Source organism: Streptomyces luteolifulvus, from assembly GCF_008806595.1.
Taxonomy (GTDB): Bacteria; Actinomycetota; Actinomycetes; order Streptomycetales; family Streptomycetaceae; genus Streptomyces; species Streptomyces luteolifulvus.
Genome location: NZ_VZRB01000002.1, coordinates 447,937 through 463,112, shown reverse-complemented (window position 1 = coordinate 463,112; position 15,176 = coordinate 447,937). Strand labels below are relative to the sequence as shown.

Below are 15,176 nucleotides of genomic sequence, written 5' to 3'. Positions count from 1 at the left end.
CGAAACCGTGGTCTCAAGCGGCGACTTCTGCCAGACCCGAAGGGTATGCGGCGTTTTGATACGGATAGATTCAGTCACCAAGCGGTATCCGGACGGCACGGTGGCGGTCGACCGTCTGTCCCTGGACATACCGGACCGTTCGATCACCGTCCTGGTGGGACCGTCGGGCTGCGGCAAGACCACGACGCTGCGCATGATCAACCGCATGGTCGAACCGAGCGAAGGAACGATCCTCCTCGACGGCCGGGACATCATGCGGCAGCCGGTCAACACGCTGCGCCGGTCCATGGGTTACGTCATCCAGAACGCCGGTCTCTTCCAGCACCGCACGATCATCGACAACATCGCCACCGTGCCCCGCCTGCTCGGCTGGGGCAAGGAGAAGGCCCGCGAGCGCGCCCGTGAGCTGATGGGCCGGGTCGGGCTCGACGCCTCGCTCGCCAAGCGGTACCCCTACCAGCTGTCCGGCGGCCAGCAGCAGCGCGTCGGCGTGGCCCGCGCCCTCGCCGCGGACCCCCCGGTGCTGCTCATGGACGAGCCGTTCTCGGCCGTCGACCCCGTGGTGCGCAAGGGACTTCAGGATGAACTCCTGCGTATCCAGGAGGAGTTGGGAAAGACGATCGTCTTCGTCACCCATGACATCGACGAGGCCGTGAAGCTCGGCACGATGGTCGCCGTGATGCGCACCGGCGGCCGGCTCGCCCAGTTCGCGCCGCCCGCCGAGCTGCTGTCCGAGCCCGCGGACGAGTTCGTCGAGGACTTTCTCGGCGCGGACCGCGGCATCCGGAGGCTGTCCTTCTTCCCCTCCGCGGGACTGGAGTTGGTGACCGCGCCGGTTGTCGCGACCGACTCCACCGCCGAGCAGATCGCCGCCCGCGACACGCCGGACGCCCCCTACCTCCTCGTAACGAGTCCGGACGGCAAGCCACTCGGCTGGAGCGAGCCGCGGAACCTGACCGCCGGGGAGATCGACCCCGCGCAACTCCTGTCGTACGGGCGGCCGTTCGTCGCCGGTACGGACTCGTTGCGGGCCGCTCTCGACTGCGCCGTCCTCTCGCCCACCGGCTGGGCCGTCGCGGTCGACGCGGACGGCCGGGTCGCCGGAGTCGTGTCCCAGCAGACCATCGCCGAGGCGATCCGAGGAGCGCACAAGGAGAGCACGAGCGAGGCGAAGGCCCTGCGATGAGCGGCTTCTTCGACATCCCCAGCGACCTTCAGCACAGCTGGCTCGGGCTGATCGGTCTGCATCTGCGCGAGGCACTGCTGCCGGTCCTCGCCGGGCTGGTGCTTGCGCTGCCGATCGCGCAGCTGTGCGTGCGCTTCCGCTGGCTGTACCCGCCCGTGCTGTGGGTGACGACCGTGCTGTACGCCATCCCGTCGCTGGCCTTCTTCGTCGTGCTCATCGACTACACGGGCCAGACCGAGCTCACGGTGATGATCCCGCTGGCCGTCTACAGTCTGGTGATCCTGGTCCCGGCGATCGTCGACGGAGTGCGGTCGGTGCCGCAGGAGACCCTCGCCGCCGCCACCGCGATGGGCTTCGGGCCCCTAAGGCGTTACGTCCAGGTGCAGTTGCCGATCGCGGTACCCGCGATCATCGCGGGGCTGCGCGTCGCGGTCGTGTCGAGCATCAGCCTCGTCAGTGTCGGCACCCTGATCGGCAACCAGGGAGCCCTCGGCAACCTGCTCGCCGACTCGATGTTCTACCACCGGCCCGAACTGGCCGTTAACTCCGTGGTGACCACCGCCGTCCTGGCGATCGTCATCGACGCCCTGCTGGTGGGCCTCCGTCACCTGCTGACGCCCTGGATGGAGGACACGGCCAAGTGAACGTACTGAACTTCATCAACGCCTTCTTCAGCGACAGCGCCCACTGGAAGGGGTACGACGGCATCCCCACGCGTCTGTGGGAGCACATCCTGTACTCCCTCGTGGCACTCGGCATCGCCGCCGGAATCGGCCTTCCCGTGGGCCTGTTGACCGGACACACGGGACGCGGCGGCAACGCCCTCTCCCTGATCGCCACCGCCGCCCGGGCCCTGCCGAGCTTCGGTCTGCTGGTGCTGATGTTCGTCGTGCTCGGCCTCGGCCTGCTGCCGGTGATGATCCCGCTGGTCGTCCTCGCCGTCCCGCCGATCCTGGTGACCACCTACGAGGCGGTGCGCTCGGTCGACCCGTCCCCGGTGGACGCCGCTCGCGGCATGGGGATGCACGAGTCCCGCATCCTGCTCCAGGTCGAACTGCCGGTCGCGCTCCCGCTGATCCTCAGCGGTCTGCGCTCCGCCGCCATCCAGATCGTCTCGACGGCCACGATCGCCGCGTACGTCAGCCTCGGCGGTCTCGGCCGCTACATCGTCGACGGTCTCTACCAGCGCGACTACGAGAAGGTCGTCGGCGGCGCCACCCTGGTCGCCGTGCTGGCTCTGGCCACCCTCGGCCTGTTCTGGGCCGTCGGGCGGCTCGCGGTGTCGCCCGGGGTGCGCAGAAGCAACTAGTGCCTGCCGGGGCACCAGCACAATCAGCCACCTTCTGAAGCCAATTGGTAATCAGGCTGCTCTTGACTGAACAAGAACCCGCTGGATTGGATCAGTTCCAGGTCAAGAGAACAGCCAAGAGAACATCCGAGCACCCCCGAGATCCGGAACGGGAATCGTGACTTCTACTGCTTCGCACAGCAGGTCCCTCAGGAATCGTCCCGGCGTGGCCGGCGTCGCGCTCGCCGCTGCCGCGGCCCTGCTGGCGGGATGTTCCTCCTCCGACGACACCACCGACCCGCTCTCCGAGAAGAAGCCGGACGGCGGCACCGTCGTCGTCGGCTCCAACAACTTCGCCGAGAGCATCCTGATCGCCGACATCTACGGCGAGGCCCTGAAAGCCAAGGGCATCAAGGTCAGCTACAAGCTCAACATCGGCAGCCGCGAGACCACTTACGGCCTGCTGAAGAACGGCTCGGTCACGGTTCTGCCCGAGTACAACGGCTCGCTGCTCGCGTACCTGGACTCCAAGGCCCCGCAGGAGTCGGCCGAGGCCGTGAACGCCGCCGTGAAGACCAAGCTGGACTCGAAGCTGACGCTGCTGGACTCGGCGCCCGCCGAGGACAAGGACTCCGTCAGCCTCAACGCCGAGACGGCGAAGAAGTACCGCCTCACGGGCGAGTCCACCCTGGAGGATCTCAAGGACATCGCCCCGGACCTGGTCATCGGCGGCTCGCCCGAGTTCCAGACCCGGCAGCAGGGGCTGAAGGGCCTGGAGTCCGCGTACGGCCTGAAGTTCAAGTCCTTCAAGGCGCTGGACGCGGGCGGTCCGCTCACCCAGGCGGCGCTGACGAAGAACACCGTGCAGGCCGCGGACATCTTCACCACCGACCCGACCATCACCAAGGAGAAGTTCGTCGTCCTGCAGGACCCGAAGAACCTCTTCGGCTTCGCGAACGTGACCCCGCTGGTCCACAAGAGCGGCCTCTCCGAGGAGGGCGTCGCCGCGCTCAACGCGGTGTCGGCCAAGCTGGACACGAAGACGCTGCTGGACATGGACTCCCAGGTCCAGCTGGAGAAGAAGGACCCGCTGGACGTCGCCAAGGCCTGGCTGAAGTCGGCCGGTCTGGACTGAGGTCACGCACCACCGCACGACCCCGGACGACCTTGCGCGGGTGCACCCAACAGGGGGTGCACCCGCGCGATCAACTGGTCGACCAGGGCGATCAGTACGTCCCGGCACGACTCTCGCTCCCGCGCGTCGCACAGCAGCACCTGCACATCCCGCGGCAGTGCCAGGGCGTCCCGGATCTCCTCCGGCGGATAGGGGTGCCGTCCGAAGAAGCCGTTCACCGCGACGACGAACGGGATGCCCCGGCGCTCGAAGAAGTCGACGGCGGCGAAGCTGCTCTGCGGCCGCCGGACATCGACCAGGACCACGGCTCCCAGGGCGCCGATGGCCAGGTCGTTCCACATGAACCAGAACCGCTGCTGCCCGGGCGTGCCGAACAGATACAGCACGAGGTCCCGGCCGATGGTGATCCGCCCGAAGTCCAGGGCCACGGTGGTCGCCCGTTTCCCCTCCACGCCGTCGAGGTCGTCGACGCCCACCCCGGCGATGGTGAGGGGCTCCTCGGTGCGCAGCGGAACGATCTCGCTGACCGACCCGACCATGGTGGTCTTGCCGACACCGAAGCCCCCGGCGATCAGGATCTTGACCGTGTCGGGAGCCGTGACCGCGTCGGCGGCGGGATCAGAGCCGGCCAAGGCCGTCCCTCACTTTCTGCAGCAGGTCCAGGTCCAGGCAGGGGTCACGGCGCACGGGATGCGGCGGGTGGACGATGATCCGGCCCGCCTCCAGCAGATCGCAGAGCATGATCACAACCACGCTCACCGGCAGGTCGAGATGGGCGGCGAGCTCCGCCACGGCGACCGGCCGGGCGCACTGCCGCAGAATCCGTACCTGCTCGGGCTGCGGCCGGGCGGCCCGCTCGGGCGGCGGATCCACCGTGGTGACCGTCGTGATGAGGGTGAAGTCGGCGCGGCTGGGCCGGGTCCGGCCGCCGGTCAGGGTGAACGGTCGTACGAGACGGCCCGCCGAGTCGCCTTGGTCCACCTCACACGCCGGAGCCGGCCACGGGACCGATGCCGGCCCGTGGTGCGGCGCTGAGGTGCTCGCCGATCTTCTTCACGAGCATGTTCATCTGGTACGCCACCACGCCGACGTCCGCGCCCGGCCCGGTGAGCACCACGAAATGGGCGCCGGATCCGGCCGAGGTGAGGATCAGATAGCTGTTGGCCATCTCGATGAGCGCCTGGCGCACCGGACCGCCGCGGAAGTCCATGCTCACGCCCTTGCTGAGGCTCATCAGGCCGGACGCGGTGGCCGCCAGCCGTTCGGCGTCGTCGCGCAGGAACCCCGTGGACTTGCTGACGACCAGTCCGTCCTCGGAGAGCACGACGGCGTGGCTCACGTCCGCGACCCGGTCGACGAGTCCGGTGAGCAGTTGGTCGAGCTGGGAATGGGTGGCCGGTGCGGGGCGTGTCATGGCGTGTCCTTCATGAGCGGTCGGCGGGTGGGGTCGAGGGAACTGCTGTGTCTGCGGCGGGGACCTCCGCGCGGTGGTCCTCCGGTGTGGTGGCCTCCTCCTGGTCGTACTGCGTCGGCGCGTCCTCGTCACGCGCCCGCTGTGTGCCGCGCTGGAACCCGGCGAGCGAGGACGCGGCACGTTCCGCCGTGAAGTCGTCCGCCGCGCCGTCCTCCTCGGCCGAGGAGGACGGCGCGGACTCCGCACGCAACTCGACGGCCAGACTGGTCTGCGGGACCCGGCGGGGGAGCGGAACGAGGCCGTCCAGCCCCGCGACGGGCACCGGGGCAGGGGCAAGGGCAGGGGCGGCGGCGGAGGTACGGACCGGGGCGAGGGGCCCGCCCTCGCGTGCGGGCTCGGAGGCGGAGTCCTCCGGGGCGGCCGGTTCGGGGGCCTCGCGCACCACGATGTCGTGCGGAAGCAGCACGATCGCGGTGGTTCCGCCGTACGGCGAGGGGCGCAGCGTCACGGCGATGCCGTGCCGGGTGGCGAGCCGGGCGATCACGAACATGCCGAGGCGCAGATCGTCGGCCAGCGCCACCACGTCGAACTTCGGCTCCTCGGCCAGCTGGGCGTTGAGCGAGGCGTAGTCGTCCTCGGACATGCCGAGGCCGCGGTCCTCGACCTCGACGGCCAGCCCCTTGGCGACCAGCGCGGCCCGTACCCCGACGGGGCTGGGCGCGGGGGAGTAGGCGGTGGCGTTGTCGATGAGTTCGGCCAGCAGATGGATCACGTCCGCCACCACCGGCGGGGCCAGACACAGGTCCTCGTCGGTGTGCACCTCCACCCGCTGGTACTCGGCGACCTCGCCCACGGCGCTGCGCAGGATGTCGATCAGCGCGACCGGCTCGGTCCAGCTGCGCCGGGGCTGCTCGCCGCTGATGATGACCAGGTTCTCCTCGTAGCGGCGCAACTGGCTGGCGGTGGAGTCCAGTTCGTACAGGCCCTCCAGGACGTCCGGGTCCTGGTGCTCGCGTTCCAGCGCGTCGAGCCTGCTGAGCTGGAGGTTGACCAGGTTCTGGCTCTGCCGGGCGATCCCCAGGATCACCTTCTGGAAGCCGCGCCGGGTGTCGGCGAGTTCGACCGCGGTGTGCACCGCCGTGCGCTGCGCCGTGTTGAACGCCTCGGCCACCTGGCCGAGTTCGTCGCGCCCGTAGTCCAGCGGGGGCGCCGCCAGGTCGATGTCGACCTTCTCCCCCCGGTCCAGCCGGGCGACCACGTCGGGCAGCCGCTCCTGGGCGAGGCGCAGGGTGGCCATCCGCAGGCCCCGCAGCCGCCTGGACAGGGAGCGGGTGATCCGCCAGGACATGCCCACGCAGAGCAGCAGGGCGGCCAGTCCGCCCGCGCTGAGCGAGCCGGCCGTGACCAGCAGGCTGTCCGCCTTGTCGGCGCTCCGGGTGAGCAGTTGCTCCGTCTGGGCCTGGATCAGGGCCGTGTACTGGTCGGCGACCTTCTCCAGCGCGGCCCGCCACTCCCTCTCCGAGGCAGGCAGCGCGATCCTGCCGTCACGGCCGGCCGGGCGGGCCGCGAGCACCCGGTCCTCGATGTCCATGATCGTCTGCCATTCGCGGCTCTGCAGGATGCGCTCGGTCTGCGTCTTCGCGCTGCCGCGCAGCTGCGGGAGGATCTGGTCCTGGACGAGCCAGCGGCGGCTGTTGACCAGCTCCACGACCTGTGCCCAGGCCTTGTCGTCGATCCGGCCCGACGGCCAGGCCAGCGTCAGCTGCGCGTCCTCCTGGGAGACCAGCTCCGCCGCGTGCTCCAGCGCGACCAGCGGGCCGGCCTGCGAGGTGAGGTCCCCGTCGTCGACCTGGGAGAGCTCCTGGAAGGCGTGCACCTGGTCGTCGATGATCGAGGTGTACTGGTCCAGCGCCTGCTGGGCGGTGATGTCGGTGGGATCGTCCACCTGGCCGCGGTAGTACTCCAGGCTGCTCACCGACGCGATGACCGAGTACAGCCGGTCCGCGACGCGGGCGGGGGCCTCCTCAAGCGCTCCGGACCGGCCGGCCAGCTTCGCCACCGCCGCGTCCGTCCGCTTGCGCTGCGCGTCCAGCGCGGCCCGGGAACCGTGCGGCGAGGCCAGCCAGGCGGCCGACAGACTGCGCTCGCGCTGGAGCGCCAGCGTCGCGTCGGTGCCCATGGCCCCGGTCGACCTGCTCAGCTCCGTCTGGTTACGCAGCCGCAGTCCCTCCGCGAACATCTGCGTCGTGGTGACACCCCACATGGCGGCGAGGGTGACGCCGGGGACCAGCGCCAGGAGGATCAGGGAGAGACGTATGGAGCCGAGACGGCGCCGGGCGCCTGTCCGTTCAGACATCGTCGTCCTAGTACGGGGAGCGGAAGCGGGGAGCGGTCATGGGCGGGGGAAGCGGGCGGAGGGGGGCGGGAGGACGGGTGCGGTGGGTGACCGCGTGTCCGGTACGGCACAAGGGGTGCGCAGGATGTTATCCGTACATGTGACCGTACGCGCCCCGGGTGAACCGATTCTTTGACGACGCCGGCGTGCGGGGTGTCCGGTCAGCGGGTGCCGCCGGCGGCGAACTTCGCGACCTCGGAGACGTTCGTCCTGGTCACGAAGGCCGGTCCGGTGAGCACCGGCGCCACGCCGCCGCCGCTGACGTTGCCGTTGGTCTTGTAGAGCCAGAGCGAGTCCACGGCGAGATAGCCCTGCAGATACGGCTGCTGGTCCACCGCGAACTGCACATCGCCGCTCTGGATCGACTTGACCAGGTCCTTGTTTATGTCGAACGTGGCGACATGGGCCTTGCTGCCGGCCTCCTTCACCGACGTGACCGCGCCGAGCGCGAACTGGGCGCCCAGCGTGACGACTTCGTCGATGCTGGGATCCTGCCGCAGCTTCGCCGCCAGCGCGGCGTTCACCGCGTCCGGATCGGTGCCCTCCACATAGAGCATCTCGGTCCGGCCGCCGAACGTCTTCTTCACCCCGGCACAGCGCGCCTCCAGGGCGACGTTGCCCCGTTCGTGGATGACGCACAGGGCGTGCTCGGCGTTCAGGCCGTCCAGCTTGTCTCCGACGGCGCGGCCGGCGACGCTCTCGTCCTGGCCGAAGTACTGCAGGAGCCCCGCCGTCTGCCAGGCGTCGATACCGGAGTTGAGACCGACCACGGGTATGCCCGCCGCCCTGGCCTCGGCGACCGCGGCTTTCATCGCCTCCGGCTTGGCCAGGGTCACCGCGATGCCGTCGACCTTGTCGCGGATCGCGTCCCGCACCAGCTCGGCCTGGCCCGCCCCCTCGGGCTCGTTCGCATACGTCAGCTCTATGCCGTCCTTGGCGGCAGCCGCGTCGGCGCCCTTCTTCACCAGATCCCAGAAGGCGTCCCCGCGTCCGCCGTGGGTGACCAGGGCGACTTTCAGCCGGTTGGCGCCCGCCTTGCCGCCGGAGTCGGTGCCCGAATCCGTCGACCCGGTGGAGAAGGAACAGCCGGTGATCAGCAGACACAGGGCGGCCGCGAGAGCCGCGATGCGGGCGAGGCCGGGGGAGGCGTGCGGCGGGGCAGGAGTGGTCATGACGGTGCGGCACCTCGCTGTGCGGCCGAGCCGGAGGAACGGGGAGAGCACGGCCGGACAGCACGAGGGGGTGCGAAGACCGGGCGACTCTCGCTGGCCCGGAGCCAATCGTGTGTGACCGCCGGTAGTCAAGTGAGCGGCCACCTGGAGTGAGTTGTCGCTGCCGCATTGTGATGATCTCCGTGGTCGCGGGTCAGCCGGGTGTGCGGGCCACCGCCCCGTACATGGCGATGTCCTCGTCCCGTATCTCCGTGCTGTCCGTGCCCTCCGGACGCCACCTGTGGACCTGCACGATGCCCGGCTCGACGAGTTCGAGGCCCTCGAAGAACTGCCCGGCCTCGGCGAGGGTGCGCAGCCGCATGGGCATGCCAGGGGAGGTCGGGATGCCCGTGCCGATGTCGAGGAACTGACGTGTCCCCGCCTCTTCGGCGAGGTGGCGCACCGCGCGGTTCATGAAGTCGCGGTTGGCCCGCATATGGACCGGCAGGGCGGGCCACGCGCGGACCATGGCGTCGCCCGCCTGCTGGTCGGCGGGGTAGTAGTCCTTTCCGCCGAGGATGTAGTCGTAGATGCGGGCGGAGTGGGCGCTCTCGATGTCGATCTCTCTGGCGGCGTCTGAGTCCATGCCCCACGCATGCCACCCTCAACTGGGTTCTAACCGTGGGTGGTTGAACGTCGTATGAGATGCAAGATGCCGGAGTTGAGCTCTAGCGCCGTCGCAGCCGCAGGGCCAGGGCGGTGCCGCCGGTCAGGAGCAGTACCGCTGCGGCGCCCCCCGCCAGCAGCGGGGCCGAGGCGCCGTCCGTGGACGGTTCGGCGTTCGCGGCGACCGGTGTGCTGCCGGACGCCTGGCCGGCCTGGGCGCCCGCGTCCGCCGGGGCTTCGGCCGGGCTCGCGGAAGCCTTGCGGCTTCCGGAAGCGTTCGGCGAAGGGTCGTCATCCGTACGGTCCTTGCCGCCGGCCGGCGCGGCGGAGGCGGCCGGAGCCGAGGAGGAGGCTTCGCCGGCACCGCTCGCCGCCCCCGGGAACACCACGTCGGAACACGAGTAGTAGGTGTCCGGCGTGCTGCTGTTCTGCCAGATCGTGTACAGCACATGCCGCCCGGTCCGGTCGGCGGGCAGTTTCGCCCGGATGCCGTAGGCGCCGTCCGTCAGTGCCGGGTCCTTCACCTCCGCGAACGGCTTCTCGGGCAGGTCGGACCACTTCAGCGGCTTGGCCGGGTCGTAGCCGGCCTTGGTGAGATAGAGCCGGAACGTGCCGGTGTGCGGGATCGTCGAGACATACCTCATCGTCAGCGTCCCGCCGGGAGTGAGACGAGTCGACGGCCAGTCCGCGCGGGCGAGGTCGAGGCCCTTGTAGGCGGGCAGGCCGCCACTGCACAGCTTGCCGTCGGGGATCGTCTGCCGGTCCCGGCCGTTCACGTCGGCGATCCGCAGATTGTCCCAGGCCGTGAAGGGCGCCCCGTTCGCGGCGACGGCCGCCCGGCACGCCGAGGAGCGGGACGGGCTCCCACCCTCGGGGGAGCAGCCGAAGACCCGGCTGACCGGGTCCGTCGGCGCGCCGTGCGCATGGACCGGCCCCGCCGCCCACACTGTGAGCAGGAGCGGGGTGAGGGCGGTGGCCGCCAGGGCGGTGCGGTGTGCGGTCATCCGGAGCATCCGGAACGTCTCCTCGGCCGGCGCGGGAACGGTCTGCTCCCCTGAGGTACGGGAAACCGGCCCGCCGCGTTCACTCCCGGACAGGGGGCCTCATAGGGGTCGATTGCCGGTCAACTGGCCGGTATCAAGGGGGTGTTTCCAGCCGGATCAAGGGTTTCCCCCGTATCCCCGTGGCCGACGCCTTGCCTATCGTTCGAGCTCAGCTGACCCACAGGTAACCCCGGACGGGTCGGCGTACGCGCCTGGCCGGCCGCAGCACCGCTTTTCGGTTCAGATCCCCCGCCGCTTCGAGGACGAAGCGATCGATCGCCACTCCGCCATGCCCGGAGTACGGCCACGAAAGGCAATCCCTTGCGTACCTCCCCTCCCTCTCCTTCCTCCAGACGGAAGCTGATATCCGCCGCCGCGGTCTCCGCGGCCCTGCTGACGGCCGGGACCGCCACGGTCGCCGCCGCCCAGGAACCTGCCGGCCAGGAGTCCGCCGTCCCCGCGGCGCTGACCGAGGCCGCGCCCGGTGCCCCCGCCGAGCGCCTCATCGTCGGCTACAAGTCCGGTGCCGCCGAGGCCACTTCGAACAAGGCCGCCGCGGCCGACGCCGCCGCCAAGGGCAAGGAGGCCGGCGAGGACGTCGACTTCCGGCGCCGCCTCGGCACCGGTGCCGCCCTCGTCGACCTGGGCGCCGAGCCCACCCGCGGCGCAGTCGCCGACGTCATCGCCGAGTTCACGGCGGACCCGCAGGTCGCCTATGTCGTACCGGACCGCCTCAACCAGCCGAAGGCCGACCCGAACGACACCGAGTACAGCAAGCAGTGGGACCTTTTCGAGGCCACCGGGGGCATGCGGGTCCCCGGCGCCTGGAACGTCTCCACCGGCTCGGGCGTCACCGTCGCCGTCATCGACACCGGCTATGTCGCCCACAGCGACCTCGCCGCGAACATCGTCGGCGGCTACGACTTCATCGCCGACACCGCCGTATCGGTGGACGGCAACGGCCGTGACAGCAACCCGGCCGACCCGGGCGACTGGTACAACGCCAACGAGTGCGGCTCGGGCATCCCGGCCAGCAGTTCCTCCTGGCACGGCACCCATGTGGCCGGAACCGTCGCCGCCGCGACCAACAACGGCAAGGGGGTCGCGGGCATCGCGTACGGCGCCAAGATCTCCCCCCTCCGTGTGCTCGGCAAGTGCGGCGGCTACGACTCCGACATCATCGACGCCATCACCTGGGCGTCCGGCGGCAGCGTCTCCGGCGTGCCCGCCAACACCAATGTCGCCAAGGTCATCAACATGAGCCTGGGCGGCGACGGGGCCTGCACCTCGGCGACCCAGAGCGCCATCAACGCTGCCGTGAACCGCGGTACGACCGTCGTGGTGGCCGCGGGCAACGAGAGCGACAACGTGGCGAACCACTCGCCGGGCAACTGCAACAACGTCATCTCGGTCGCCGCGACCAACCGCTCCGGCGCGAAGGCCTCGTACTCCAACTACGGCTCCCTGGTGGACATTTCGGCGCCCGGCGGCCAGACCAGCACCGGTACCGCCAACGGCATCCTGTCGACGCTGAACTCCGGCACCAAGACGCCGTCCACCGAGTCGTACGCCTACTACCAGGGCACCAGCATGGCCACCCCGCACATCGCGGGCCTGGTCGCGCTGATGAAGTCGGCGAGCCCCTCGCTGACCCCGGCCCAGATCGAGTCGGCGATCAAGTCCAACGCCCGTGCGCTGCCCGGCTCCTGCTCCGGCGGCTGCGGTGCGGGTCTGGCGGACGCGGCGAAGACGGTGCAGGCGGTGAGCGGCGGCGGCTCCACGGGGGGCACCACCTTCTCCAGCACGTCCGCGGTCTCCATCCCGGACAACAGCTCGGCGATCACCTCGTCCATCGCCGTCAGCGGCCTGAGCGGCAACGCGCCCTCGACCCTGAAGGTGGCCGTCGACATCACCCACACCTACCGTGGTGACCTGGTGATCGACCTGGTGGCGCCGGACGGCTCGACCTACCGTCTGAAGTCCTCCAGCGGCTCGGACTCCGCGGACAACGTCAACACCACCTACACGGTGGACGCTTCCAGCGAGGCCGCGAACGGCACCTGGAAGCTGAAGGTCCAGGACGTGGCCGCGCTGGACACGGGGACGCTCAACAGCTGGAAGCTGACGTTCTGAGCGAACGGTCCCCTTGAGCGGGCGGGCCCGCCGGGGGGGTTGGGGCCCCGGCCGGCCCCGCCGTCCGTACGACCGCCGCTTGCGTCCGCGCGCCCGGGTTCACGTCCGGAACACCGGCACATGGTCCCGCGCCCACTCCCGGTAGCCGCCCGCAGGACGGCCCAGCAGCTGCTCCATCGTGGGGTCCACCCGTGTCTTGGCACCTGCCCGCCCGCGCCGTGCGCTCTCCACGAGCGCGTCGGCCACCGGAGCGGGCAGACGGGCGAGCAGCCGGCGGCGGGCCTCGTCCTCGGTCAGTTCGACGAACCGCAGCGGGCGGTGCAGGACCTCACCGAGGATCTCCGTCTGCCGCACCGCGCTCACCGCCTCCGGGCCGGTGAGCGCGTGCGCCCGCCCCGCGTGCGTGTCGGGGTTCAGCAGCGCCCGCGCCGCCACCTCGGCGATGTCCCGCGGATCGACGGTCGCGTTGGCCGCCGTACCGTTCTGCGCCCGCACCACGCCCTCCTCCCTCACCGAGCGCGCCCAGCCGAGGGTGTTGGTCATGAAGGCCCGCGGGCGCAGCAGCGTCCACGACAGCCCCGAGCCGAGCAGAAGCTGTTCGTTGCCGCGCTGCCAGGTGGTGATCAGGTCTCTCGCCCCGGGATCGGTGACCGCAAGGGCCGACAGCTTCACCACATGCCGTACGCCCGCCGCCCGCGCGGCCGCCACGAAGTGCTCGTCATGGGCCTGCGTCAGCGGGTCGGCGGTGACGAGCAGGGCCGACCGTACGCCGGTCAGCGCCCGGTCCAGACTCGGGCGGTCCGCGAAGTCCCCGCCGACCACCTCGACCCGGGGGCCGGCCTGGCCGGCCGCGCGGCCGGGATCCCGGGTCAGCAGCCGGAGCGGTACCGCGCCCGCGAGGCGCCGGGTCACCAGCCGTCCGACCGTGCCGGTCGCTCCGGTCAGCAGGATCACGTCTCAGTACCCGGACAGTTCGATGTCGGCCAGGATCCGGGTGCCCCGGTCGGGCTTGCTGTCCAGGCCGAGGAGCAGACCCGGCACGGCGATGCTCGGCAGGATGTGGGACCACAGGACCGAGATCCGGTGCCCGAGGTCCTCGCGGCCGCTGAGCGCCCGTGACATCTGCTGAACGCCGGCGAACGCGCCGACCAGCAGTTCCACCGTGTCCCTGAGGACCACCGTGGGCAGCAACTCGCCCTGTTCCCTGGCCTGTTGCATGAGCGCGACCAGGAGCTCGGCCCACTGCCGGTACGGCCCCGTGTGATCGACGCCCGGCGGCGCGCACTGGTCCACGGTGAGCCGCACGCTTCCCTGCAGCAGGGAGTTGCCCACCAACCGCTGCCCGAAGACGAAGGTGATGTCGATGATCTCCTGCAGTTTGCACGGGTGCGGCGGCACGGTACCGAACGGCAGTTGCTCGTCCAGCACGGCCTGGGCGAGGGATTCCTTGGAGGGGAAGTGGAAGTACAGCGCGCCCTTGGTGACTTCGGCCCGCTCCAGGACCATCGCGATGGTGGTGGAGGCATAGCCGTGTTCGTCGAAGACCGCGCCCGCGGCCTCCAGGATCGCCTTGCGCGTCCTGATGGCGCGCTCTTGCCGTGCCATAAGAGCCCCTCCCCTGCGCCGAGTTGGGCATCATGAGTCTCATTGAAAACAAACCGTGCGCCTCGTACTCTAGCGCTCACCGGCACGGCCCCGTCGCCGTCCGTCATCGCTTTCGGGGGGCCGAGGGAGGGACATGCCTCAACTGCGGCAGCTTGCCGAGACCCCGAAGACAGACGAGACCCCGAACACGAACGAGGCCTCGACGACATACGAGACCCCGAAGGCACCCGACATCCTGAAGACCTTGACGGCCACCGTTCCCCGTCAGTTCGTGCACCGGGCGGCGGTCGCGGAGACCTTGCTCACCGGCTGGACCGGCACGGGACCCGAGCGTTTCACCGTCGTTGCCCAGTGGCCGCGGGCCCACCAGTTACACGTGTCGCCCGACCGGACGTCGTACGAACCGCTCCTGGTCGCGGAGACCGTCCGTCAGTGCGGTGCACTCCTTGCGCACACCGAGTACGACGTTCCCCTCGACCACCGGTTCGTGCTCCACGAGCTGCGGATCACCACGCGGCCCGAGCAGCTGGCCGTCGGCCCCATACCCGCCGAGCCGGTCGTCGGCATCACCGTCACCGAGGTCCGCCGGCGCGGCTCCCGCCCGGCCGCCATCCGCTACGAGGCGGACGTACGGCTCGGCGACGAGACCGTCGCGACCGGGCACATCGCCGTCTCCTGGACCAGCGAGAGCGTCTACCGGCGGCTGCGCGGCGGCCGCACCCCGGACACCGTCTCCGCACTTCCCGTCCCGCCCGGACTGCCCGCCGAGGCCGTGGACCGGGCCCTGCCCGCGGACGTCGTCCTGGCCCCGACCCGCCGCCGCGACCGCTGGCAGCTGCGCGTCGATACCACCCACCCCGTTTTCTTCGACCACCCCCTCGACCATGTGCCCGGCATGCTGCTTATGGAGGCCGCCCGCCAGGCGGTACGGGCCCGGGGCCTCGACTGCCGGCTTCCGGCGTCGTTCCACACCGTCTTCCACCAGTACGCCGAACTCGACCGTGCCACCTGGATCCAGGTCACGGACGAGGACGACGAGCACATACAAGTCGTGGGAAAACAGGGTGAGTCGATCCTGTTCAAGTGCCGCGTAGGGACCGGCGTACGGTGAGATATCGTGTACAGCGAGTAAGAAACAAACGGCATGACCCGTTCTTTTC

General features: G+C 70.3%; 15 protein-coding genes. 6 read left to right on the top strand and 9 right to left on the bottom strand.

The window, feature by feature from the left end; genetic code table 11:
* The first annotated feature begins 55 nt into the window (after positions 1-55).
* The 4 genes from F7R91_RS04700 to F7R91_RS04685 all read left to right on the top strand — a co-directional run bounded on the left by F7R91_RS04700 (position 56) and on the right by F7R91_RS04685 (position 3,609).
* Positions 56-1,186: an ABC transporter ATP-binding protein gene (locus F7R91_RS04700; RefSeq protein ID WP_191971341.1), complete on the top strand. Its 1,131-nt coding sequence runs from the start codon at positions 56-58 to the stop codon at positions 1,184-1,186.
* Positions 1,183-1,830 (top strand): ABC transporter permease, encoded by a 648-nt coding sequence (locus F7R91_RS04695; RefSeq protein WP_150944720.1) that lies wholly within the window; start codon positions 1,183-1,185, stop codon positions 1,828-1,830. Before F7R91_RS04700 ends, F7R91_RS04695 begins: the two co-directional genes overlap by 4 nt.
* Positions 1,827-2,495, top strand: coding sequence for an ABC transporter permease (locus tag F7R91_RS04690; RefSeq protein ID WP_150944718.1), 669 nt, complete (start codon positions 1,827-1,829; stop codon positions 2,493-2,495). Before F7R91_RS04695 ends, F7R91_RS04690 begins: the two co-directional genes overlap by 4 nt.
* A 157-nt stretch (positions 2,496-2,652) precedes the next feature.
* A complete protein-coding gene (locus tag F7R91_RS04685) occupies positions 2,653-3,609 on the top strand; it encodes an ABC transporter substrate-binding protein (RefSeq protein WP_150944716.1) in 957 nt (318 codons plus the stop codon).
* Between the two features lie 2 nt (positions 3,610-3,611).
* Here F7R91_RS04685 and F7R91_RS04680 read toward each other — a convergent pair whose 3' ends face one another.
* The 7 genes from F7R91_RS04680 to F7R91_RS04650 all read right to left on the bottom strand — a co-directional run bounded on the left by F7R91_RS04680 (position 3,612) and on the right by F7R91_RS04650 (position 10,248).
* Positions 3,612-4,241 carry a GTP-binding protein gene (locus F7R91_RS04680; protein WP_150944714.1) on the bottom strand — a complete coding sequence of 210 codons (630 nt, stop codon included), beginning with the start codon at positions 4,239-4,241 and terminating at the stop codon, positions 3,612-3,614.
* Positions 4,228-4,590 carry a DUF742 domain-containing protein gene (locus F7R91_RS04675; RefSeq protein ID WP_150944712.1) on the bottom strand — a complete coding sequence of 121 codons (363 nt, stop codon included), beginning with the start codon at positions 4,588-4,590 and terminating at the stop codon, positions 4,228-4,230. The genes F7R91_RS04680 and F7R91_RS04675 overlap by 14 nt, the downstream gene beginning before the upstream one ends.
* A gap of 1 nt (position 4,591) precedes the next feature.
* Entirely contained in the window at positions 4,592-5,023 is a 432-nt protein-coding gene (locus tag F7R91_RS04670; RefSeq protein WP_150944710.1) for a roadblock/LC7 domain-containing protein, read from the bottom strand.
* 10 nt (positions 5,024-5,033) lie between these two features.
* The gene (locus F7R91_RS04665; protein WP_150944708.1) at positions 5,034-7,379 is read right to left on the bottom strand and encodes a sensor histidine kinase; all 2,346 of its coding nucleotides are present in this window, start codon (positions 7,377-7,379) and stop codon (positions 5,034-5,036) included.
* A 200-nt stretch (positions 7,380-7,579) separates the two neighbouring features.
* Positions 7,580-8,590, bottom strand: coding sequence for a substrate-binding domain-containing protein (locus F7R91_RS04660; protein ID WP_150944707.1), 1,011 nt, complete (start codon positions 8,588-8,590; stop codon positions 7,580-7,582).
* A 193-nt stretch (positions 8,591-8,783) separates the two neighbouring features.
* Positions 8,784-9,215: an SAM-dependent methyltransferase gene (locus tag F7R91_RS04655; RefSeq protein WP_150944705.1), complete on the bottom strand. Its 432-nt coding sequence runs from the start codon at positions 9,213-9,215 to the stop codon at positions 8,784-8,786.
* An 82-nt stretch (positions 9,216-9,297) separates the two neighbouring features.
* Entirely contained in the window at positions 9,298-10,248 is a 951-nt protein-coding gene (locus tag F7R91_RS04650; RefSeq protein ID WP_150944703.1) for a lytic polysaccharide monooxygenase auxiliary activity family 9 protein, read from the bottom strand.
* 351 nt (positions 10,249-10,599) lie between these two features.
* On the opposite strand from F7R91_RS04650, the gene F7R91_RS04645 reads away from it, so the two are divergent.
* Positions 10,600-12,411: a S8 family peptidase gene (locus tag F7R91_RS04645; protein ID WP_150944701.1), complete on the top strand. Its 1,812-nt coding sequence runs from the start codon at positions 10,600-10,602 to the stop codon at positions 12,409-12,411.
* A 99-nt stretch (positions 12,412-12,510) separates the two neighbouring features.
* Here F7R91_RS04645 and F7R91_RS04635 read toward each other — a convergent pair whose 3' ends face one another.
* Together F7R91_RS04635 and F7R91_RS04630 are read right to left on the bottom strand one after the other, a co-directional pair.
* A complete protein-coding gene (locus F7R91_RS04635; protein WP_150944699.1) occupies positions 12,511-13,365 on the bottom strand; it encodes an NAD(P)H-binding protein in 855 nt (284 codons plus the stop codon).
* Positions 13,366-13,368: 3 nt separating this feature from the next.
* On the bottom strand, positions 13,369-14,016 hold the full coding sequence (locus tag F7R91_RS04630; RefSeq protein ID WP_150944697.1) for a ScbR family autoregulator-binding transcription factor: 648 nt from the start codon (positions 14,014-14,016) through the stop codon (positions 13,369-13,371).
* Positions 14,017-14,149: 133 nt separating this feature from the next.
* On the opposite strand from F7R91_RS04630, the gene F7R91_RS04625 reads away from it, so the two are divergent.
* Positions 14,150-15,127, top strand: a complete 978-nt coding sequence (locus tag F7R91_RS04625; RefSeq protein WP_150944695.1) for a ScbA/BarX family gamma-butyrolactone biosynthesis protein — start codon at positions 14,150-14,152, stop codon at positions 15,125-15,127.
* Positions 15,128-15,176: the final 49 nt, after the last annotated feature.